Source organism: Bradyrhizobium sp. 192 (assembly GCF_023100965.1).
GTDB lineage: Bacteria > Pseudomonadota > Alphaproteobacteria > Rhizobiales > Xanthobacteraceae > Bradyrhizobium > Bradyrhizobium symbiodeficiens.
Genome location: NZ_CP064690.1, coordinates 6008613 through 6028952, shown reverse-complemented (window position 1 = coordinate 6028952; position 20340 = coordinate 6008613). Strand labels below are relative to the sequence as shown.

Here is a 20340-nt window from a genome sequence, read left to right as displayed (position 1 = left end):
GATCGGGCGATTCGTCGTCGATAGGATCGATCAGGCGAGCTGATCGATCCGCGTGCCCTGACCCGGCGGCAGCGGCGCGGGCGGCTGCGGCTTGTAGGTGGGGTCGGCATCCCTGGTCTTGGTCTGATCGTCCTGCTGCTTGGTCGTGTCGTAGCTCGGAACCACGACCGCGATCGGCGGCGGCGCAACGGTAGAAACGTTCATCCGCAAATCCTCACATATGGAAACAATTGATCCTGCCCTGCGACGAGCGAAAATTCTTTCAAGCCAATCGTTAAAATGCGAGCGATCTGGTGCGGTGTGACGGGCTGATTTCGTGCGCGGCCTCGCACTCTATCAACGAGACAACCAGACCTCTCCTCGTCATTGCGAGCGCAGCGAAGCAATCCAGACTATCTCCGCGGAGACGGCCTGGATTGCGTGGTCGCAAGGGTTCCTCGCAATGACCGAGTTTGTGGAAAGAGCGAACGTCCCTCTACTCGTCCTTGCCGCGCGTGATCGCGATGGACGCGTCCTTCTTGGTGCGGGTGCATTCCATGTTGAGCCGCCGATAGCGCATGCTGACCTTGTCGCCGCGCAGCAGACCCATTCGCTTCAGGCAGCGTGTCGCGCCCGTTGTTGTGTCGTCCTTGGTCACGGTGAAAACGATCGCCGCCATCGATCCCACCAGCGCATAGAATTCCGGCATCGGCTTGCGGTCACCCTTGGCAAAGAGCTCGATGGAATATTTGTCGCCGCGGCAACCCACGGACAGCTCCTTGGCCGCCGGGTGCGTCAGGTAAACAACGTTGGCGGCCCGGAAAATCACCTTGAGGCGATCGACCTGGTTCGCCAGCTCCTTGGCGCTGTCGTCGCAGCGGTCGGCGCGCGCGGGCGAGGCGAGGGTCACAAGTCCAGTGATGGCGGCGGCGACCAGGATCGCGCCGCGGACGTTCAAGTTCAAAGTCATGATGAAAAGCCCCTTAAGCGGCGCATTCAAGCGTCGCCGGGCGCGAAGCGCAAGGGTGGGAACGGGCATTTCCACGTGCTGTGTCAGCGCCTTCCCGAGCCCGAGCCGGCCTGCCCCATGCGCGTCGTTCCCTTTCCTTTCCGCTCAAAATGGGCTTAGAACGCTTCCATGCTGAGACGCCCGCGACGGCCCCAAAACCCCTGGATTCGCCCATGAACGCTCCGACCGCTTTCCCCGACCAGTCCAAGCCCGTTCCGCCCTACAAGCACACCCCGCTGTTTCCGCTGGGCAAGGACGAGACGCCCTACAAGAAGATCACGGCCGAGGGTGTCAGGGTCGAGAAGGTTCTGGGCAAGGACATGCTGGTGGTGTCGCGCGAGGCGCTACGGGCGTTGTCGGAGGCTGCTTTCGGCGACATCAACCATTACCTGCGCCCCGGCCATCTGAAGCAGCTCCGCGCCATCCTGGAGGACGGCGAGGCCAGCCCGAACGACAAATTCGTCGCGCTGGACTTCTTGAAGAATGCCAACATCGCGGCCGGCGGCGTGCTGCCCATGTGCCAGGACACCGGCACCGCGATCATCATGGGCAAGAAGGGTTGCAACGTCATCACCGACGGCGACGACGAGGCGGCGCTGTCGGAAGGCGCGCGCGATGCGTATCTTCGCCGCAACCTGCGCTACTCGCAGGTCGCACCGCTCTCGATGTACGAGGAGAAGAACACCGCCAACAACATGCCGGCGCAGTGCGAGATCTACGCCGAAGGTGATGACGCCTACAAGTTCATGTTCATGGCCAAGGGCGGCGGTTCCGCCAACAAGAGCTTCCTGTTCCAGGCGACGCCCTCGGTGCTGACCAAGGACCGGCTGCTCGCCTTCCTGAAGGAAAAGATCCTCACCCTCGGCACCGCTGCGTGCCCGCCTTATCACCTCGCCATCGTGATCGGCGGCACCTCGGCCGAGCTCTGCATGAAGACGGTGAAGCTGGCGTCGGCCCGCTATCTCGATGCGCTGCCGACCCACGGCTCGCCCGACGGCAATGCCTTCCGCGACGTCGAGATGGAGCAGGAAATCCACAAGATGACGCAGTCGCTCGGCGTCGGCGCGCAGTTCGGAGGCAAGTATTTCTGCCACGACGTGCGCGTGATCCGCATGCCGCGTCATGGCGCTTCGCTCCCGATCGGGCTTGGCGTGTCGTGCTCGGCCGATCGCCAGGTGCTCGGCAAGATCACCAAAGACGGCGTCTATCTCGAAGAGCTCGAGCACAACCCGGCGCAGTATCTGCCTGAGGTCGAGCAGGCGCTCGGCGGCGATGTCGTCAAGATCGATCTCAATCAGCCGATGAAGGACATCCTGGCGACGTTCTCGAAGCACCCGATCAAGACCCGGGTCTCGATGTCCGGCACCATGATCGTCGCGCGCGATAGCGCCCATGCCAAGCTGCGCGAGCGGCTGGAGAAGGGCGAGCCGCTGCCGGATTACTTCAAGAACCATCCGGTCTATTACGCCGGCCCCGCCAAGACGCCCGAAGGCTACGCTTCCGGCGCGTTCGGTCCGACCACGGCGGGCCGCATGGATTCCTTCGTCGACCAGTTCCAGGCCGCCGGCGGCTCGATGGTGATGGTCGCCAAGGGCAATCGCGCGCCGGCCGTGCGCGAGGCCTGCAAGAAGTATGGCGGCTTCTATCTCGGCTCGATCGGCGGTGCGGCTGCGAATCTCGCCGAGCACTGCATCAAGAAGGTCGAGGTGCTCGAATATCCCGAGCTCGGCATGGAAGCGATCTGGCGCATCGAAGTCGTCGACTTCCCGGCGTTCATCATCATCGATGACAAGGGGAACGACTTCTTCAAGGAATTGAATTTGGGCTAGCTGACTCTCGCTTCTGCGAGTGAGGCAGCATGTGCCTTTAGGAAACGTCGTCATGCCGGGCTTGTCCCGGGCATCCACGTTCCTGGTGCTGCGAGGAAGACGTGGATGGCCGGGACAAGCCCGGCCACGACGGCTTCAGTCTTCTAACTGCAATTTGTGACCTGGTTCGAGCACAGCGCGCGCCACCAGCCGCGGACGCCGTCCTGGCTCTCGACCAGGCCCCAGAGGCCGCTGCAGGCGAACAGGCGCTTCGGACCGCCGTCGGTGTCGATCGCGCCGCCAAGCTCGCGCTGGGCCGGCATCCATTTGGCATCGACGAAGGGGGCCTGAAACAGGCCGCCCATGCGGGTGGCGCCATTCGCATAGGCGGCACCGACCTTGTTGGATGCGACCCAGCCGCGCCCGACGTAGGGCTTTGGCGCGCTGCGCGGATATCTCTTCTCGTCCTCGTAGTCCTTGCCCGGCGGCTTGGCGCCTTCGATCAGAAACCAGCCGTTCCTGAAGCCGATGATGCGGAATTCGGTGAGCCAGCCGCCGTCGGGCGTGTTCTCGGCGCCGCCCAGCTTCAAGCGATAGGGCGGCGGCAGCGTGCCGAGCACACGCGCCGTCGCCGACGGCTCGGCGCGCACGTTGAGGCCGGCGGGGTCCTTGTCGATGGACCAGGCGCCGAGGTCGCAGGGCTCGGTGCCGTCAGGGAGCGTCGCCCGCTTGGCCGCAAGCTCGGCGTGCAGCTTTGCGAAATCGGTCGCGTCATCGTCGGGATCGGGCTCCACGCGCGGCTTCAACTCGGCTGAAACGGCGCGTGTCGCATCCGATGTCAGCGTGACCACGAGCGCCTGGCGCGCAGCGAACACGCTGGCCGGTGTTTTCGGATCGTTCGATGGCGCGGGATAGACGGCGAGATAGCCTGTCGAACCCTCGGTTCGATAAGCGGTGCCGGCGACGTATCCTGCCGGCACCAGGGCGAGCGCGCTTGCGCGCCACGCCGGCTCGGTGTCATCCGCGCGCGCCGCTTGCGTCGCGACGCACAGCATCGTCGCCGCGATGAGACGAAACACGCGCATGTTGCTGCGCGGCGTTACGCCCGTACGCCCGTGAACGGAAAGCTGCCCATCGGGCCGATGCCCATCTCGCCGCTCATGCTGTCGCCGGAGACCTTGCCGATGAACTCGAGCGTCAACGGCATCGGATTGGTGATGGAAACCTTCCAGTTGACGGCGTCGCCGCTGATGGTGCCGTCGAAAATCTCGGCGGTATTACCTTCCGCGCCCTGCGTGCCCGTCAGCGTGCCGCCGGAGCTCAACAGGGTCAGCGTCGCCTGGCGCTCGCCCATCGGCGTCGTCATGGTCAGATTCCAGTTGCCGTCTACGGCCATTCCCGTCTCCCGAACAAATCCCGGCGGACCGCGACGATCCGCGGCCAGTCCCGAGCGAGCCTATAGCTCAACTCGCGGCTCCTGACTAACCCTCGAATAGGGCATTTAGGCGCGGGCGGCGGCGCGCCGGCGGCTGGTGACGATGAGCCGGAGCACGACATACTGCACGGCGAAGGCCAGGATCTTGCCGCCGCCGGCGACCACCGTGAGGTAGAACGCCCACAGCTTCAGATCGCCTGTGGAGGCGACCATGATCACGCCGGCGCCGATCACGAACATCAGCGCCGCCCAGGCATAGCCCGCTGCCGTGACATATTCCGGAACGGTCTCGACGACGATTGGCGGCATGTAACGCAGCATCCAGCCGCGCTTGAGCATGATCAGACCGATCGCGAAATGCGCGATCGCGGGCTTTGCCAGCATGAAGCGGGGATCATTGGTCAGGAGCGTGATCGTGCCCAGCACGACGACGAGCGCGAGGCTCGCGTAAGTCATGTAGTTGAGCGGCTGTCCCTTGATGCGGGCGTAGACCACTTGTGCGAACGCGCCGGCGATCGCCACCGACGTCGCCAGGATGACGTTGTCGGTGACGAGGTAGACGACCAGGAAGACGATGGCGGAGAAGAGGTCGGAGGCGAGGCGGGCGAATACGTCCTTCATCGTCGATCCTGTTCAGCTTGCGTCGGGCAATGCGCGGGCGGGCGTACCGTACTTGATCTGGAGATACTCGGGGTACCACTTTGTAAAGTAAATCGCGCTGTTCCGGGCGGCGAAGGCGACCGCAAGGCTCGACCAGAGCGGCAGGCCGGGGACGTAGAGCAGCACGAGATTGCCAGCCGCCATCAGCAGCGCGGCCACGGTCCAGGCGCCGGTGATGACGTAATTGGCGGTGAGAAAGCCGGACATCGCCGCGGTCTCGGCCGGCACCGCTTCAAGCGCATATTGCAGCGTGAAGGGGCGGCGGACCAGCAGCGAGCCGAGCGAGATGACGAAGATGCCGATATCGACCGAGAGCTTGACGCCGAGCGTTCCGAGCTGCGGGTCGATCAGCGCGAGGTAGAGGCCGATTGCGGCGAACACGATCGCCGAGCCTGCCGCCAGAATCTTCACCGAGCGGCCGCGCAGCACATCGATCGCGACGGTGGCGAGGCAGATCGCGGACGCCGCGAACACGCTTGAAGCGGCCGACGTCACCAGCATCAGCAGGCTGAAAGCGCCGTAGGGCGCGAGGATCAGGAAAATCGCCATTGCCACCCTCGGTCAGGCCGATCTTTACGATGGAAAGATAAATAGTTCAGAGGCGTGATCGGGTCAAGCGAAATCTTTACAGTGTCAAAATGATGTAGGCGGCCTGCAAAAGCTGAATGGCCGCAATCGCTTGGTCGGACACCTCGTCGACCAGATCCGCCCAGTTCAGGCGCGACAGGAGGGGGAGCGCGCAGGCGATCGCGAGGCCGAGGGCGAGCAGGATGCCGCCGTTGAAGATGACCTGTCCGCTCCGCCGCAGCCGGACCACCTCGAGGGTGAGTGCGGCGCAGACCAGGGCGAGGATGGCGAGGAGGTCTGCGGTGATTGAGGGCATCTGCATACGGGCCTTCTGGTGACACGTCCGTGCTGTGGCCGGACGCGCGCCACGAGCGCGCCTCCGCATGACGGGAGCTACTGCGCCCCCACCCAATTGCCGTGAAAGCCGTCGGGCACGCGGTGGCCGAGCTGCACCAGCGCGACGGGGCCCGCTTCGACATCGGTGGCGTTGAAGACGGCGAGATCGCTGCGATTCTCCCACGCCCGCCAGATGACGGCCAGCAGCCAGCCATCGCCCTCGGCCGCATCCTTCGATCTCTCGACGAACACCGGTTCGGAAATGGTGTCGCCGGCGGGCAGCAGATAATGGCCGAGACGCCTGCCGTTGCCGTCGACATGGACGATGCCGGACAGCGCGCCGAATACCGGCCGTTTCGGGTTGGCGCAGGCGTACCAGCCGTGACGGTTCTTCAGCCCGGCGTGGCGGTCGTCGATACGCGGGAATTCGCCGGTGAGGTCGTCGAGATAGGTCTGCTGGAAGCGGTCGGTAGTCCCGGAGAGATCGAAGGTCCAGCGGCAGTGCCGGGCGCGCGACTTCTCCGGATCGGTCGGCCGGCCGTCGGGATGCGGAAACAGCGGCGCTTCCTCGAACTGCATGACGTCGGCAATGATGCGGTTGTCGTCCTCCCACGCGTTCATGATGTGGAAGACGTAGCAGGCTTCACCGCGAAACCAGACGATGTCCTTTGCCGTGCCGCTCCGCTTCATCACGCCGACATAGGCGCCCTTGTCCGGCTCCCAGGCGTAAGGCGGCCGTCCGCTCATGGCGCGCTCCATGCTGCCTGTGATCGGCAGGATCGGAAACAACACATGGTTCGCGGTGACGATGAAGTCGTGCACCATGCTGGCATAGGGCGCCTCGAACCGCTCGAAGCGCGTCGCCTTGCCGGCGGCGTCGATCGAGCCGTAGGAGAGGGCAGGCGTCAGCGGTCCCGCCGCGTTGTAACCGAAGAACACGAGCTCGCCGGTGACGGGATCGATCTTCGGATGCGCGGTAAAACTGCCGGCGACGCGGCCCTGGTAGTCGTGATAGCCGCGTGTCGCCAGCGTGCCCGGCTCGATCTCGGTCGGCAGATGCGCTTCTTCCAGCGCCAGCAGCTTGCCGGCATGGAAGATGATGTTGGTGTTGGCGACGCCGCCGTCGGTGAGATCAGCGGGCGCATCCGGCAGCTTGCGGCCGAAGCCGCCGAACAAGGCGCGGCCGGCATCGTGCTCGGCGAGCCATTTCGGGGTGCGGACCCAGCGGTTGCGATAGCTGGCGCGGCCGTTCTCGAGGTGAAAGGCGTGCAGCATGCCGTCGCCGACGAACCAATGTGCGCCGGGGGAATCGAACTGCGGATTGGGACCGTTGCGATAGAGCACGCCGTTGAGCTCGCGCGGCAATTCGCCGATGATCTTCAGGAATGGCGCGTCCGCTTCGAACGGGATCGGCGCGACATTGTTGCGGCGCTCGGCGACGGCGTCGTGCTGCACGGCGTATCCCTCCCTATCTTTACATCGTAAAGATCAGATAGCGCCGATCGTCGCGTCCGTCAAGCGAAATCTTTACACTGTCAATATTGCGTCATATATCTTGCGAATGGCAAAGACCGACACCAAGGGCGAAACGGCGCGAAGCGCGCGTTCCCCCAGAAGAACGAATTCGACTGCCGCATCGCGCCCAAAGCGCGGCGCGGCGGGCGTGAAGAGCGAGACGCCCTATCATCACGGCGCCCTGCGCGAGGCGCTGCTCCAGGCCGCCGAACGGGTGCTGGAGCGCGACGGGCTCGCCGGCCTCACCTTGCGTGCGGTGGCGCGCGAGGCGGGCGTCTCGCATGCCGCACCCACCCATCATTTCGGCGATCTCACCGGCCTGCTCAGCGAACTCGCGGCCGTCGGCTTCCGCCAGTTCAACGCGGCGATGGCGTCATCATGCGATGCCGCCACCACGCCGCTCGAAGCCGCGCTGGCGCGCCCCAAAGCCTATGTCGCCTATGCGCAGGCCCATCCCGGCATGTACAGCATCATGTTCCGCACGGAGCGGCTCGACTATTCCAGGCCCTCGCTGCACGAGGCGGCCGAAGCCTCCTTCGCCGGGCTTGCGAATGCGATCGGCATGATGCGGCAGGAGCGGATCAGCGGCGACGCGCTGACGTTGAACCAGGGCGCCGCGATCGCACGGGCCTGGTCGATGGTGCACGGCTTCACCACGCTGCTGCTCGACGGACGGCTCGAAGACATCCTCGGGCGGCTGCCCGAGGGCACGACGGCGGAACGGCTGCTCGAGGCGATGCTGACGGTGCCCTTGACCATGAAACCTCACGCATAGCGGCCGCGCGAGCCCGCCAGCGTCTACCGCATCGTCGCCAGCTCGACGGCGCGGCCGCGCGTGCCGACGATCTTCACCTCGTCCTTGCCGCACACGAAGCCGCGGGCGAAATCGTCGGCGGCCTTGCGCGCGAGCTCGTTGGCGGTGGGGTTGGCGATCGCATCGACATAGGCGACGTGACAGACCGGGCCCGGCGGCAGCCGGGTCACGACCAGCATGGCCTTGGTGTTCGGCCGGCCTTGCTTGTCGGGATCGTCATTGTCGGCGATGTGCCAGCGCTGGATGATCGCGAACGGCTTTGCGCCCACGGCGCGCCATTCGATCGTGGTCTCCGACGAATTGAACGGGCCGAACCAGACCTTGGCCGCCGGTTCGTCGGCAGCTTGCCTGCGATTGCGGCCGACCGAGACGATTTCGCGAAGATCGTCCTCGGCAATCAGCACCGTCAGGCCGTCCTTGCCCGGGCATGCCCGCGTGGTGCCGCCGTCGAGCTCGCTGGGCCTGCCGATCTGACGGCAATCCTTCGGCGCCGTCGAGGTGTATGTGCTGCCCACGGATTGGGCGCCGGCGCTGTTCAGGCCGATGCAAGTCATCAAGACAGCCAGGCGCAGGGTGATGCGGTTCATGAGGGATTCATCGCGGGGAACTCCGTCCCATCAGACGTCTTCATTGTGGGCAAGGTTCAAACAGGCGTGGGATAGACCTGACAGCGGCGCGGAATCGTTCTAGAAGAGCGGCTTCGCCTGAGGCCTCTCGCCTCGTTTGCGTTTCTCATTACCCTTGATCATGCCAGCCATCGCTTCCAGCAAATCCTACCGGGTCGGCCGCTCCAAGACCGGACTTGGCCTGTTCGCCACCATGCCGATCAAGAAGGGGACCCGGATCATCCGCTATTTCGGACCGATTCTGGACTCCAAGATTCCCGCGCACGACGAGATCGAGAACAAATACCTGTTCGAGCTCAACGGACGCTGGACCATCGACGGCTCGGTGCGCAAGAACCTCGCCCGCTACATCAACCATTCCTGCCGGCCCAACGCCGAGTCCGACGTCCGGCCGCGCGAGCGCAAGGTCTTCATCCGCGCCATCAGGAACATCGAGCCGGGCGACGAGATCAATTACGATTACGGCACTGACTATTTCAAAGCCTATCTGAAGCCGATCGGTTGCAAGTGCGAGTCGTGCGAGAAGAAGCGCAAGAAGCTGCGCGCCGAGGCACGGGCGGAAGCCGCCAAGGTGAAGGCGCGCAAGGCGAAGAAGGTGGCCCCGAAGAGCACGGCGAAAAAGAAGAAACTTAACGGCAAGCATTTCGCCGGCAAGGCCGGCCGGGCCAAGGCGTAGCGCTTCTTTCGTGGTCTGACATCGTCAGCATCGTCGCGAATGAGCTGATGCGGGTCCCTTTTCGCGCCCTGCTCAGTCCTCATCCTGCCACCTGCGCAGATCCGTCTGGTCATGATAGGCCATGCGGTCCGGCGTGGTGATGAATTCCATCGTCGTGCCCCACGGCATGCGGCAGTAGCAGACCTTGTTTCCAGGACCTTTCTCGGTTGCATAGGGAATAGCGCGCGGCGCGGTGAGGGGTGTGCCTCCCGCCTTCTCGAAGCGCTCGACCGATGCGTCGATGTCGTCGGTGTAGAGAGCGAAGTGCGTGATGCCGAAGTCGCTCGCCCGGATCGGCTTGGCTTGCTCGGGACCGTGCATTTCGAAGAGCTCGATATCGGGTCCGGTTCCGATCTTGACCATCGCCTGCGCACGCACGACCGTTCCGGGAAAAGCGCCGACGGCCCGCTCGAATTCGGGTCCCTGCCGCGGCGGATCCTGCGGTCCGAAGGACTGGTAGATCACCTGGCCGCCGAAAGCTTCCACCAGGAACGATTTGGCTGCTTCGATGTCAGGCACCGTGATGCCGATATGATTGACGCCGCGAATGACGGGTGCGGTCATGACAGTCTCCTTTGCTATTTATTCGATCCATCGCGATCGCTGCGGGCGCATTGCGCCGTAGCCTCGCGATCTGCCCGGCCCACGGCGGCGCGGGCGCCGAGTTTCAATTGGCCTTGAGGAACTCGATCAGGGCGGCTGCGACTTCATCCGGCCGCTCGTCCGCGACATAGTGGCTGCACCGCGCGATCGAGCCGCCCCTCACATTGGTGGCGAACTCCCTGAGCATCGGCACCATCTGCGCACCGAACCGCTGGTCCCCACCCAGGCCAAGCACCGGCATCTCGAGCGGTTGCTTCTTGTACGCGAGCGCAGTCGCATGATCGGCGGCGAGGGTGCGGTACCATTCCATGCCGCCACGCGTGCGGCCAGGAAGCGCCATCGCCTTGGCGTAGATCTCGATGTCCGCCGGATTGAAGGTGCTGTGATCGTAGAACCGCTCTGCCATGAAGGTCGAAACATAGTCGTGTTCACGGCCATGAATCAGGCGCTCGGGCAGGTCCCGGTTCATATGGAAGCTGAAGTGCCAGAGCCTTGCGGTCGTCGCCTCCCATCCGGTCCAGCCGGGAAGCGGAACGTCGAGGACGGCTAGGTGGGTAACAGCCTTCCGATAGATGGCGGCCTGCGGCAAGGCGACCATTCCGCCGATGTCATGTCCGCACACGGCGTAGCGTTCATGCCCAAGGGCAACCATCACTTCATGCGCGTCGCGCGCCATCGTCGCCTTGTCATAGCCGTCGAGCGGGCAGTCAGAAAAGCCCGCGCCGCGCAGATCCATGGCCACCACGCTGAAATGCCCGGCCAGCAGCGGCATCACCTTGTGCCATTCCCACCATGTTTCCGGCCAGCCGTGAAGCAGAAGGATCGGCGGGCCTGAGCCTCCCGTGACGGCGTTGATCCTGATGCCATTCACCGGCACCAGCTGCTGGGTAAACCCCTTCAAAGTTGCGATCATGATCGCTTTCCAGTCAGATGTTGACGTTCACGGAGCTCGTGCCAGCGCTCAGGGCTGGTCGAAATCGGTGGCGATCGTGATGTCGCGCCAGGCGTCGATATCGCCGCGGAAGGCAGTCAGCTTTCGCTCGGCGATCGCGTGCGCGATCGGGCCGAGCGGCAGATGAAGCGGGGCGTCATCGGCGTCGACTGCCTGCAGGATCACCGCGACCGCCTTGTCGGGATCGCCCGCCTGATTGCCGTTGTTGGTTTCTCGATAGCGCTTGCGCGAGCTCGTGGCGTATTCCGGCATCTCGTTGGCCGCCATCGTGATCGAACGGCCAAGGAAATCGGTGCGAAACGGCCCGGGTTCGACGATCAGCACGCGAATGCCGAACGGCTTCAGCTCGCCGGCGAGCGCTTCCGAAACTCCTTCCACGGCAAACTTGGCGGCGTTGTAATAACCTCCGCCGCCGCCGCCCGCGATGCCCGCGCCGGACGACATGTTGACGATCGTTCCGCCCGAACTTCGCAGCACGGGCAAAGCGGCTCTGGTGGTTTCGATCAGACCGAAGACGTTCACCTCGAACATCGGCCGATATTCCTCGGGCGTGCCTTCCTCGATCGCGCCGAACAGTCCATAGCCGGCATTGTTCACGAGCACGTCAAACCCGCCAAACGTCTCGACCGCCTTTGCGACCGCTGCGTTGGCTGCCGCCGCATCGGTCACGTCGAGTGGCAAAGTGATCATGCGGCCGCCGAAAGGCTCGGCCATTTCCTCGATCGTCTTGACATTGCGTGCCGTCGCGATGACCCGGTCGCCGCGCCGCGCCGCGCCGTGCTGCAGCGAGCGCGAGCCGCTGGCCGAAGCCGCTTGAGCAGCCTGTGATGAGCCAAGTTTTCATGACTTCTTCTCCGAGTTGTTTTCCGACGACGCCACGCCGTCGCGAACCGTCGAGCTTCCCTTGGGTTCCACACTTGGGGTCACCCAAGCGGCTGCCCTCACGGGTCGGGGGAAGCCACAGAAGGACGCACCAGACCATGGCGGGGATCTAGGTGCTTAGATTTGTTCTTGAACTAACATAAATGTACTCTCGGCGTTCAGTTTTGTGCGGGTGGTCGCGATGGAATGGAGTGACGTCAGAATCTTTCTTGCTATCGCACGAACCGGCACGCTCGGAGGCGCCGCGCGTTCTCTTCAGACAAGCCATCCAACCGTCGGCAGACGCCTTCGCGCACTTGAGCAGGCGATCGGCCACACGCTCTTCCAACGCACAGCGGATGGTCTCGTTCTGACCGAAGAGGGCCACGGGATCGTCGCGCTGGCGGAACAAATGGAAGAAGGCGCGCTGGCCATGGAGCGCCGGCTTGCGGGGCAGGAACAGAATCTCAAAGGCAGTCTGCGCATTTCGTCAACGGACTGGTTCGGGGCCTATGTCCTCCCTCCTATCCTGGCGGATTTCTCGAAAGCCTATCCGAACGTCGACGTCGAGATCCAGACCGGCACTCGCCGATTCAGCCTCGCCCAGCGGGAGGCTGAAGTCGCTTTTCGTGCCGTTCCGTTCGACGCTGCCGATGTCATTCAGCGGCGGCTCTTCAGGCTCGACTACGGCGTCTACATCGCGGAGGAGGCGGCTGATCCCAAATATGGCGATGGGACTGGTTTCCGGCTGATCACGCCATCCACGCCCCACTTTCCCGACATCGCGTGGCTCATCGAGAGTTTCCCCAACGCAAAACCGGTTCTGCGATCGAACAACCGCAACGTCCAGGGGCGCATGTGCAGGGAAGGCGTCGGCATCGCTGTCCTGCCCCGCGTGGTCGGCAACCAGATCCCTGGTATCCGTAGACTGGACCTGCCGACGCTCCCGCCAGCGCGAGACATTTGGATGGGATACCACCGTGACCTACGGCGTCTTGAGCGTCTCCGCGCGTTCATCTCGACGGTATCGGACCATCTCGTGGACGCGGCCGCATAGTACGAAAAGAAGAAGTGATGTGACGTTTGCAACTGGCCCCTTCAGCGACCTCGGGAGACGTCAGCCTTAAAGCCTATCTGAAGCCGATCGGCTGCAAGTGCGAACCGTGCGAGAAGCGCAAGAAGCAGCGCGCCGAGGCACGGGCGGAAGCCGCCAAGGTGAAGGCGCGCGGGGAGCGCAAGGCGCAGAAGGCGGGTGCAACGACTACGGCGGCGAAAAAGAAGAAGCTGAACGGCAAGCATTTTGCCGGCAAGGTCGGTCGCGGCAAGGTGTGAGCGTTGTAGATCCCACGGGCTGCTAGGCGGTCGAAGGACTGCCAGCCGTTCTTGATCGCTATGCACCCGAAAGCGGACCTATTATGCTCGCCTTGCGTTTAGCGTCAGCGAGCTAAAAACGGGCTGGTCCCACCTCTAAACCAAGTTTGACGCGGCCGGCTGTCACGAATATCGAAGGGTTCATGGCGATATGTTTGCTGGCGGCCTGTACGTCGCGAACGGCGCGCTCCAGCGCATTGCCTTCGAAGATGGCTTCAGCCCCGGCCTCGGCGGCTAGCATGTCGACAATTCGGGAAGCGGTTTCGGCTGCATGGGCTGCCGCCGTCCGCAATCCCAGCCGCGCCTCGACAAGCCTGTCACCGCCAATATCAATCGCATTCATCAGCTCTGTCATCGCCTGGATGAGGAATGCGCGGGCGGATTGATAGAGCGACTCTACCCTGCCGACCATTGCCTGCACAACTTCCCGATCGCGCATGACGCCGACCGTCCCGAGCCGACCCTTCGCCTCCGCAAGCGCCGCGAAGCTATCGATGGCTCCTCGCGCGATGCCCAGTGGCACCACCGCGACCGTCCACGCTGAAAGCGCTGGGATGCGATAAAGCAATGCATTGTCTTTTGGTATGTTGCCAATGAACGGATGCGTCCAGTCGGCCGGAACGTATGCTTCGACAACCTCCCAGTCCGCGCTTCCGGTACCGCGCAAGCCCGAAACATGCCAAGTGTCGTGAATCTTGACTTGCTTCCGCTCGAAATAGCAGCAGTACCGAGGCTGATCGGGCACTTGGTTTTCTCCGATCGTCACCAATCCCATGAAATGGGTGCCATGCGGCGCACCACTTCCGAATGGCCAACGTCCCGAGACGCGAAATCCGCCATCGACCGGAATGGCCGTCCCTACCGCCCCCGTCGCGCTCACGACAAATGCGCGATGGTTCTGAAACCAACTGCGTACGACAGCCTCTGGCAGATAGCCGCCGACGCGGCTCATGCCGCCTCCATTCCCAACCAGCCAGCCGACCGCCCCGTCGAGCGCTGCCGCGCGTTCTACGACGCTCATGAAGGCAAGCGGCGAAAGCTCCGGTCCGCCAAGTGATGCCGGTAGCCAGAGCCTGAAGAATCCGCCCTCGGCCAAGGCTTCGAAAACGCTTTCGTGCAGTTGACGCGCGACATCAAACGTCGACCGATGTTCGGCGATCAACGGTTCGATGAGTCGAAGCGCTTCCAGAAAAGGGGCTGCTTTATTGTCCTCTCGCATGGGCCCATAGTCGGGATTGCCGTTACCGACGCAAGCCCAAAACATTTCACGTGCAGATGAGGTAGTTTCATCTACATTCCGTCAATGCGAAAGTTGCCTCCCTTGACGGAATTACGTGCCTTTGAGGCCGCGGCGCGCCATTTGAGTTTCAAGCACGCGGCGGCAGAGCTTGGCGTGACACCGACCGCGATCAGTCACCAGATTAAGCTCTTGGAGAAGTATTGCGGTAGGCCGCTGTTTCGTCGTCGGCCCCGACCGCTGGCATTGACCCAAGCAGGCCAGCAGCTTTTTCCGGTGGTACGTGAGGGCTTTGGACAGTTTGCTGCGACGCTGTCGGATATTCAAACTGGTCGCGCGGGCCAGCATCTGCGCATCACGGCGACTAACGCCTTCGCGGCTCGTTGGCTGCTGCCTCGCCTGTCGTCTTGGCGGGCAGCGCATCCCCGGCTCAAGCTCGACATTGTTGGTACAGACGCGGTTCTGAACCTTGAGTCGGACGAAGCGGATGTTGCGATCCGCTACGCTCTCGGCCCCCCGCGCGACGGGCACGTCATCGAACTGATGCGCGACACCTTCTACGTCGTGGCGAGCCCAAAGCTCGTTGGCCTTCGGACCAAGAAGGTGCAGCCGGCCCAGCTCGGGCAACTTCCACTGATCGAGGCCGCATGGCCGCCTGGCGATACGCATGCCCCGTCGTGGCAGCGCTGGCAACGCGCGGCGTTCCCTCGGTCGAAACACGACTTTGCGTCGCTTGTAAGTTTGAGATTCCAAGAAGAGCTTCATGCCATCGAGGCCGCCATCGCCGGACAAGGTGTCGCCATCTGCAGCGATATTCTGATCGCTCCGGAATTGGCGACGGGAGCCCTCGTTCCGGTGTCATCGGTAAAGCTGAGCGGCTATGGGTTCTATGCGGTCCATCGCGCGGGGGGCAAAAATCGTCCAGCCATTGGAAAATTTATCGAATGGGTGCTCGCCGCGGTGTGAAGCAGGCTTCCTGCTCCAATGCCGTTCTGGTCTCAAATAGGGGCGCCGATGTCAGCTTGAGGCCGGTTGTGTTGAAAAAGGCGGCTGTTGCGGCGCAGGGGATTGGCAGGACTGAAGATCATGATGGGGCATCGGCCTGTCCTGGCAAAACACCCAAAACCCGTCAATCCCTCTCAGCTAAAATATTTCTCTTTTCCGAATTTCGGATTTATGGCATACACCCGCCATCCCGGCCCTGCCAGAGGGGCGCTTCGCGATCGTCACGAGATGCGGGCCGGGGTGCGGTGGACGCGGTAGCGCCGGCGCGATGTGCGGGGAACAGGGACGGGCGACCGTTGAGTCCCGGCGCAATGCGCATACGACACGGCGCGGTCACAGCGGTTTGGTCGATGGTCCGGGGTGCGCACACCAAGCCCCGGGCGCTGAGGCCAGGCCGTCCGCGGACGGAGAAGTCGTGTGGTCCCGACGCCCGGGGTTCTGGCGTCAAGTCTTGCGGTGATGCGGCGGCCCGACCGGGTCCTCACATCGATCAGCCGCAAGGGGACGGGGGCAATAGTGCAACGCTCCCCGAGGAGAGCACGAAGGACACCGTTAAAACCATCCGCGCAGGGAAGGCCGGGCGACCGGCACACCTGTGGTCCACCCCGTGTGCGTTCTTATCGCCCACGGACCTGCGGGTGCCGCCGGCGCCCGGCCTTCCCTGCGCCCTCCGGCAACGAAGGGCGCGATCGATCGGGCAAAGCTCGGGCGAAATGCGCCGCGAGAACGCGAGGTCATGCATTCGGATACGATGCGATTTGAGGAGACGTTCGCGTTCTCTCGGGCCGTGCCGCGTCATGTCACGAAGCCATCACGCCGCCACCACGCTCGCACTCTTCCGCAATCCCACATATTGCAGCTCGGCGAACACGCCGGTGGCGATCGCCTGCGCGACGACCATGAGCTCGCCGGCGATATTCGGCGACACCGCGCCGGACAACAGCAGCGCGATGCTGCCGACCGTCCAGGCCGTATTGCCGACCACGACCAGCAACACGAGCGGCTTCGCCACCGAGGCGCGTGAGGCGAGCCAGCCGACCAGCCCGGTGTAGGCGATCAGGAACAGGCCGGTCTCGCGCAGCAGGGCCTCCGGCAGGTTGAACAGTGTCGCGAACGCGCCTGCGCCGAAGGTGAAGCCGAGGGCGGCGCCGCCGCTGAAGATGGCATCGGCAAGCAGCGCGCGGCGCAGGAAGGTGGATGCATCGATCATTTGAGGTCTCCGTAGTTGGGGGGTGGGCTTGGATGAAACTCAATGCCGTCTGCGCCACCAGGCGCGGAGCAGGCGGGCGAGGCGGAACGGACAGAGGCTCCAGCCGACGCCGTGCTCGAAGGCCGTGACCCGCGCGACCACATAGTCGCCGGTCGAATGCAGCAGCGGCTCCGGCATGTTGAGGCTGCGCGCCAGCATCCGCGTGGTCAGGGTGACGGCGAAGGGAACGACGTGGTCGGCGACGGCGCGGTAGATCACGAGAGCAATCATGGCGAACTCCTGTTGCCACTGAGGATGCCGCCGTGCGGGGTCGGTTTCGATTACCTCGGGGGTAATGGAAGCTCTGAAATTCGCATGCTAGGTTTTTGCTCATGAACGCACATGCATCCACGGCACAGGCCGACCGCAGCCAGCCGGTTCACATCGGCGACCATTTGCGCGAATGGCGGCAGCGCCGCCGTATGAGCCAGCTCGATCTCGCGGGCGAGGCCGAAATCTCGGCGCGTCATCTCAGCTTCGTCGAGACCGGCCGCGCCGCGCCGTCGCGCGACATGGTGCTGCGGCTCGCCGAGCGTCTCGACGTGCCCTTGCGCGAACGCAACGTGCTGCTGGTCGCGGCCGGCTACGCGCCGGCGTTTCCGCAACGCCAGCTGGAGGATCCCGCGTTGAAATCAGCCCGCCAGGCGATCGACCTCGTGCTCAAAGCACATGAGCCCAATCCCGCGCTCGCGGTGGACCGGCACTGGAACCTGGTCTCCGCCAACCGGATGGTGGCGCCGCTGCTCGCCGGCATTCCGCAGCATCTGCTCGGCCAGCCCCTCAACGTGCTCAGGCTCGCCTTTCATCCGGAGGCGCTGGCGCCGCGCACCGTCAATCTCGCGGAGTGGTGCGGGCATCTTTTGGAGCGTCTGCACCGGCAATGCGAGGTGACGGCCGATCCTGAGCTGATCAAGCTCTACACCGACCTCAAGAGCTATCCGATTCCGGCGCGCGCGGGGCCGCTGTCGAGCGACAATGTCGCGATCCCGTTCAAGCTGCGACACGGCGGCGAGATCCTGAGCTTCTTCTCCACCACCATGGTGTTCGGCACGCCCGTCGACATCACCCTGTCCGAGCTGGCGCTGGAAACCTTCTTCCCGGCCGACGAGCGCACCGCCGAGCGGCTCAGGCAGATGGCAGCAGCCATGACTTAGCGCCCTTGCCTCGGGGCGGGTTCGGCTTATCTTCCGACGAACCCTTATCGCCCGAAGGAGGCGCCTGACATGAGCACGCTGAAACCGCTCCAGATCGACGTCGTCTCCGACGTGGTGTGCCCCTGGTGCTATATCGGCAAGCACCGGATCGAGAGCGCGCTGGCGCTCGTGCCGGATGTCCCGGTCAAGCTCAATTTCCGCCCGTTCTTTCTCAATCCCTGGGTGCCGCGCGAGGGCATCAGCCGCGAGGCCTATCTCACGCAGAAATTCGGCTCGGTCGAGGCCTACAAGGGCATTGCGGGGCGCGTCGTCGCGGCCGCGAGCGAGGAGGGCCTTCTCTACAGGCCCGAGCTGGTGGCGCGCCAGCCCAACACCACCGACTGCCATCGCCTGATCCTGTGGGCGGAGGCGATCGGCAAGGCGCCCGAGATGAAGCAGCGCCTGATGGAGCTGTATTTCCGCGACGGCGGCGATCTCACCGATGTGAACGTGCTGGTGCAGGCGGCGGCCGATGTCGGCCTCGACGCCGAGGACGTGCGCCGCCGCCTTGCCACCGACGAGGACGTCGCGCGCGTCTCGGCGGACGCGCAGGAGGCCGCCGAGAAGGGCATCTCCGGCGTGCCGACCTATGTGTTTGCGCAGAAATACGCCGTTTCCGGCGCTCAGGATCCGAACCTGCTGGCGCGCGCCATCCGCCAGGTTTCGGCGGAGATCAACGCGCAGGCGGCGGAGTAGCTTTCCCAGGTTGAATGTGTCGGAAGCTTGGGCGACTATCCGGAGTGCGAGGCCGTCATGAAGATCAAGATTGTTGTACACGAAGCTGAAGAGGGCGGCTTTTGGGCCGAGGTCCCGGCTATCCCTGGGTGTGCCACTGAAGGCGACACCATGGATGAGCTCATGGCCAATCTACGCGATGCGATCGAGGGGTGCCTTTCCATCGAGGTCGCACCGCCGGCGCCGGGTGGCACCGAGCGGATTCTGGAATTATCCGTATGAAGTCTGTCTCCGGCCGGGAGTTCGCGCGAATTGTCGAACGACATGGCTGGAGTTTACTTCGAGTCAGCGGAAGCCATCACATCTACGGCAAGGCGGGCAATATTGTGCGCCTTTCGATACCGATCCACGGCAGCAAGCCGTTGAAGGCGGGGCTGCTGCGCCATCTCATGAAGATGGCGGATCTTTCGGACGCAGATCTGTAGGGCGCCGCTTCCGGATCAAGTGAACGACACGTCGCGCAGCCTCATGTGCGGCGTTGCGGCCGAGCAGCGCTCCGTGAATGAGCGCCACGACTGGATCGTGTCGCCGCAGCGGGATCAGCACGTCGCCGATCGCGAAGCGCCCGCGCCAGATCGGGTTGATCATGGGATGGTCGGCGCTCGCGGTGGAGTCCGCGCTGGCGATGGCGGGATCGGCGCAGAGATGGCGCGTCAGCTCGAGGGTGAGCTGCACGCCCGGGGAAAATTTCGCAAAGCGCTCGTCGATGCCGAGCTTGAAGAAGAACGCGCGGTCCTGATGCCGCAGCACGATGCCGGCGGCAATCGGTGCCGTCCCGGTGCGAAGCGTGATGATCTCGCACTGCGCGGTCTCGGCCAGCGTCGGCACGGCGCGGCGAATGAAGGTCGCATCGCCGGCATGCTGCGCCAGCGCGGTGCCGCGCTTGCCCTTCCAGCCGCTGGCTTCGAGCTGCAGGAACGTTTCGAGTGCGGGCCCGATCTCGTCAGGCCGGCGTGCGACGTCGAACGCAACGGGGCCGTGCTCTTCGAGCCGATGGCGTTGTCGGCGCAGCTCCTTGAGCTTCTTGGTGCCGAGCGCCTCGCGTAGCAGCGTTTCGTCATCCTGCGTCGCATCGAGGCTGGCGCGGACGTAGGAGGACAGCACGCGCGGCTTCAGGCCGTCGCGGTCCAGGACCTGCTTCAACGCAGTCATCGCGGCACCGTCGAGCGCGACGTCATTGAGCACTAGTGCATGCGCGCCGGCCTCGCGCGCCTGCTGCAACAGTCGCGTAGCCGCCTCGATCGGGGCATCGCGGTCGATCAGCGGGCTGCAAAGCGTGCCGTAGGGATGCGCGCTCACCAGTGCGGGCAGGGGAATCTTCACGGCGCGCCATAGCGGGATCACCGGCATCAGCCCGATCAATCGCGTCGAAGAGCCGTCGAATGCGGGCAATGCCGAGGCTTCGGTGCGGCCGCGCGCGGTCGCGCTGACGGCGAGCTCCCAGCCGGGTAGATAATATCCGTTCGGCTCGATCGCCCGCTGCGCGAGTGCGCGCCACTGGCCGGGGTCGATCGCAATGAGCGGCACGCGCGCCGTCGTGGCATCCGCCGCCGGTGCCGGATGGATCGCTGCCTGCTGCGCGATGTCGACCACGTCCCTCGTCCCCGTTCACGCGGGCCGAGCCCGAGTTATGTGGGGCATGCTAGCGCATAGGATGGAAAATGCCGTTC

24 protein-coding genes and 2 pseudogenes are annotated in these 20340 nt (G+C 64.2%); 10 read left to right on the top strand and 16 right to left on the bottom strand.

Annotation, left to right across the window (positions count from 1 at the left end; all coding sequences use genetic code 11):
- Positions 1 to 30: 30 nt before the first annotated feature.
- Positions 31 to 204: a hypothetical protein gene (locus IVB24_RS28305; protein ID WP_162848669.1), complete on the bottom strand. Its 174-nt coding sequence runs from the start codon at positions 202 to 204 to the stop codon at positions 31 to 33.
- 271 nt (positions 205 to 475) lie between these two features.
- A complete protein-coding gene (locus tag IVB24_RS28300; RefSeq protein ID WP_247769765.1) occupies positions 476 to 949 on the bottom strand; it encodes a hypothetical protein in 474 nt (157 codons plus the stop codon).
- 212 nt (positions 950 to 1161) lie between these two features.
- Between IVB24_RS28300 and IVB24_RS28295 the strand changes: the two genes are divergently transcribed.
- Positions 1162 to 2817, top strand: coding sequence for a fumarate hydratase (locus IVB24_RS28295; RefSeq protein WP_247769764.1), 1656 nt, complete (start codon positions 1162 to 1164; stop codon positions 2815 to 2817).
- Between the two features lie 143 nt (positions 2818 to 2960).
- On the opposite strand, the gene IVB24_RS28290 is transcribed toward IVB24_RS28295, so the two are convergent.
- From IVB24_RS28290 to IVB24_RS28265, 6 genes are all read right to left on the bottom strand, one after another.
- The gene (locus IVB24_RS28290) at positions 2961 to 3881 is read right to left on the bottom strand and encodes an SH3 domain-containing protein (protein ID WP_247769763.1); all 921 of its coding nucleotides are present in this window, start codon (positions 3879 to 3881) and stop codon (positions 2961 to 2963) included.
- A gap of 14 nt (positions 3882 to 3895) precedes the next feature.
- On the bottom strand, positions 3896 to 4192 hold the full coding sequence (locus IVB24_RS28285) for a hypothetical protein (protein ID WP_028181202.1): 297 nt from the start codon (positions 4190 to 4192) through the stop codon (positions 3896 to 3898).
- 105 nt (positions 4193 to 4297) lie between these two features.
- Complete coding sequence (locus tag IVB24_RS28280; protein WP_247769762.1) at positions 4298 to 4852, bottom strand: septation protein IspZ; 555 nt, start codon at positions 4850 to 4852, stop codon at positions 4298 to 4300.
- Positions 4853 to 4864: 12 nt separating this feature from the next.
- Positions 4865 to 5440, bottom strand: a complete 576-nt coding sequence (locus IVB24_RS28275; RefSeq protein ID WP_247769761.1) for a hypothetical protein — start codon at positions 5438 to 5440, stop codon at positions 4865 to 4867.
- A gap of 76 nt (positions 5441 to 5516) precedes the next feature.
- Positions 5517 to 5780, bottom strand: a complete 264-nt coding sequence (locus IVB24_RS28270) for a hypothetical protein (protein WP_247769760.1) — start codon at positions 5778 to 5780, stop codon at positions 5517 to 5519.
- 71 nt (positions 5781 to 5851) lie between these two features.
- Positions 5852 to 7249, bottom strand: coding sequence for a carotenoid oxygenase family protein (locus IVB24_RS28265; RefSeq protein ID WP_247769758.1), 1398 nt, complete (start codon positions 7247 to 7249; stop codon positions 5852 to 5854).
- A gap of 106 nt (positions 7250 to 7355) precedes the next feature.
- On the opposite strand from IVB24_RS28265, the gene IVB24_RS28260 reads away from it, so the two are divergent.
- On the top strand, positions 7356 to 8084 hold the full coding sequence (locus tag IVB24_RS28260) for a TetR-like C-terminal domain-containing protein (protein ID WP_247769757.1): 729 nt from the start codon (positions 7356 to 7358) through the stop codon (positions 8082 to 8084).
- A gap of 23 nt (positions 8085 to 8107) precedes the next feature.
- Here the strand turns inward: IVB24_RS28260 and IVB24_RS28255 are convergent, their stop codons facing one another.
- The gene (locus IVB24_RS28255; RefSeq protein WP_247769756.1) at positions 8108 to 8710 is read right to left on the bottom strand and encodes a hypothetical protein; all 603 of its coding nucleotides are present in this window, start codon (positions 8708 to 8710) and stop codon (positions 8108 to 8110) included.
- 160 nt (positions 8711 to 8870) lie between these two features.
- Here IVB24_RS28255 and IVB24_RS28250 point away from each other — a divergent pair, with 160 nt between their 5' ends.
- On the top strand, positions 8871 to 9425 hold the full coding sequence (locus tag IVB24_RS28250; RefSeq protein ID WP_166468781.1) for an SET domain-containing protein: 555 nt from the start codon (positions 8871 to 8873) through the stop codon (positions 9423 to 9425).
- Positions 9426 to 9497: 72 nt separating this feature from the next.
- Here IVB24_RS28250 and IVB24_RS28245 read toward each other — a convergent pair whose 3' ends face one another.
- The 3 genes and pseudogenes from IVB24_RS28245 to IVB24_RS28235 form a co-directional block, all read right to left on the bottom strand.
- The gene (locus IVB24_RS28245) at positions 9498 to 10028 is read right to left on the bottom strand and encodes a VOC family protein (RefSeq protein WP_247769755.1); all 531 of its coding nucleotides are present in this window, start codon (positions 10026 to 10028) and stop codon (positions 9498 to 9500) included.
- A 103-nt stretch (positions 10029 to 10131) separates the two neighbouring features.
- The gene (locus IVB24_RS28240; protein WP_247769754.1) at positions 10132 to 10980 is read right to left on the bottom strand and encodes an alpha/beta hydrolase; all 849 of its coding nucleotides are present in this window, start codon (positions 10978 to 10980) and stop codon (positions 10132 to 10134) included.
- 48 nt (positions 10981 to 11028) lie between these two features.
- Positions 11029 to 11863: pseudogene (locus IVB24_RS28235) on the bottom strand (oxidoreductase).
- 219 nt (positions 11864 to 12082) lie between these two features.
- On the opposite strand from IVB24_RS28235, the gene IVB24_RS28230 reads away from it, so the two are divergent.
- Positions 12083 to 12937 (top strand): LysR family transcriptional regulator, encoded by an 855-nt coding sequence (locus IVB24_RS28230; RefSeq protein WP_247769752.1) that lies wholly within the window; start codon positions 12083 to 12085, stop codon positions 12935 to 12937.
- 68 nt (positions 12938 to 13005) lie between these two features.
- Positions 13006 to 13212 (top strand): annotated as a pseudogene (locus IVB24_RS28225) (SET domain-containing protein-lysine N-methyltransferase); the annotation flags it as partial.
- Between the two features lie 112 nt (positions 13213 to 13324).
- Here the strand turns inward: IVB24_RS28225 and IVB24_RS28220 are convergent.
- Entirely contained in the window at positions 13325 to 14470 is a 1146-nt protein-coding gene (locus tag IVB24_RS28220) for an acyl-CoA dehydrogenase family protein (protein ID WP_247769751.1), read from the bottom strand.
- Between the two features lie 102 nt (positions 14471 to 14572).
- Between IVB24_RS28220 and IVB24_RS28215 the strand changes: the two genes are divergently transcribed.
- The gene (locus tag IVB24_RS28215) at positions 14573 to 15454 is read left to right on the top strand and encodes a LysR substrate-binding domain-containing protein (protein ID WP_247769750.1); all 882 of its coding nucleotides are present in this window, start codon (positions 14573 to 14575) and stop codon (positions 15452 to 15454) included.
- 850 nt (positions 15455 to 16304) lie between these two features.
- On the opposite strand, the gene IVB24_RS28210 is transcribed toward IVB24_RS28215, so the two are convergent.
- Both IVB24_RS28210 and IVB24_RS28205 read right to left on the bottom strand, forming a co-directional pair.
- The gene (locus IVB24_RS28210) at positions 16305 to 16703 is read right to left on the bottom strand and encodes a hypothetical protein (RefSeq protein WP_247769749.1); all 399 of its coding nucleotides are present in this window, start codon (positions 16701 to 16703) and stop codon (positions 16305 to 16307) included.
- Positions 16704 to 16742: 39 nt separating this feature from the next.
- Positions 16743 to 16973: a hypothetical protein gene (locus IVB24_RS28205; protein ID WP_247769748.1), complete on the bottom strand. Its 231-nt coding sequence runs from the start codon at positions 16971 to 16973 to the stop codon at positions 16743 to 16745.
- Between the two features lie 101 nt (positions 16974 to 17074).
- On the opposite strand from IVB24_RS28205, the gene IVB24_RS28200 reads away from it, so the two are divergent.
- The 4 genes from IVB24_RS28200 to IVB24_RS28185 all read left to right on the top strand — a co-directional run bounded on the left by IVB24_RS28200 (position 17075) and on the right by IVB24_RS28185 (position 19095).
- Positions 17075 to 17896: a helix-turn-helix transcriptional regulator gene (locus IVB24_RS28200; protein ID WP_166468787.1), complete on the top strand. Its 822-nt coding sequence runs from the start codon at positions 17075 to 17077 to the stop codon at positions 17894 to 17896.
- Between the two features lie 69 nt (positions 17897 to 17965).
- The gene (locus IVB24_RS28195) at positions 17966 to 18631 is read left to right on the top strand and encodes a DsbA family oxidoreductase (RefSeq protein WP_166475568.1); all 666 of its coding nucleotides are present in this window, start codon (positions 17966 to 17968) and stop codon (positions 18629 to 18631) included.
- A gap of 57 nt (positions 18632 to 18688) precedes the next feature.
- Positions 18689 to 18892: a type II toxin-antitoxin system HicB family antitoxin gene (locus IVB24_RS28190; RefSeq protein ID WP_247769747.1), complete on the top strand. Its 204-nt coding sequence runs from the start codon at positions 18689 to 18691 to the stop codon at positions 18890 to 18892.
- On the top strand, positions 18889 to 19095 hold the full coding sequence (locus IVB24_RS28185; RefSeq protein ID WP_247769746.1) for a type II toxin-antitoxin system HicA family toxin: 207 nt from the start codon (positions 18889 to 18891) through the stop codon (positions 19093 to 19095). The genes IVB24_RS28190 and IVB24_RS28185 overlap by 4 nt, the downstream gene beginning before the upstream one ends.
- Here IVB24_RS28185 and IVB24_RS28180 read toward each other — a convergent pair.
- Positions 19058 to 20263, bottom strand: coding sequence for a GNAT family N-acetyltransferase (locus tag IVB24_RS28180; RefSeq protein WP_247769745.1), 1206 nt, complete (start codon positions 20261 to 20263; stop codon positions 19058 to 19060). The genes IVB24_RS28185 and IVB24_RS28180 overlap by 38 nt on opposite strands.
- Positions 20264 to 20340: the final 77 nt, after the last annotated feature.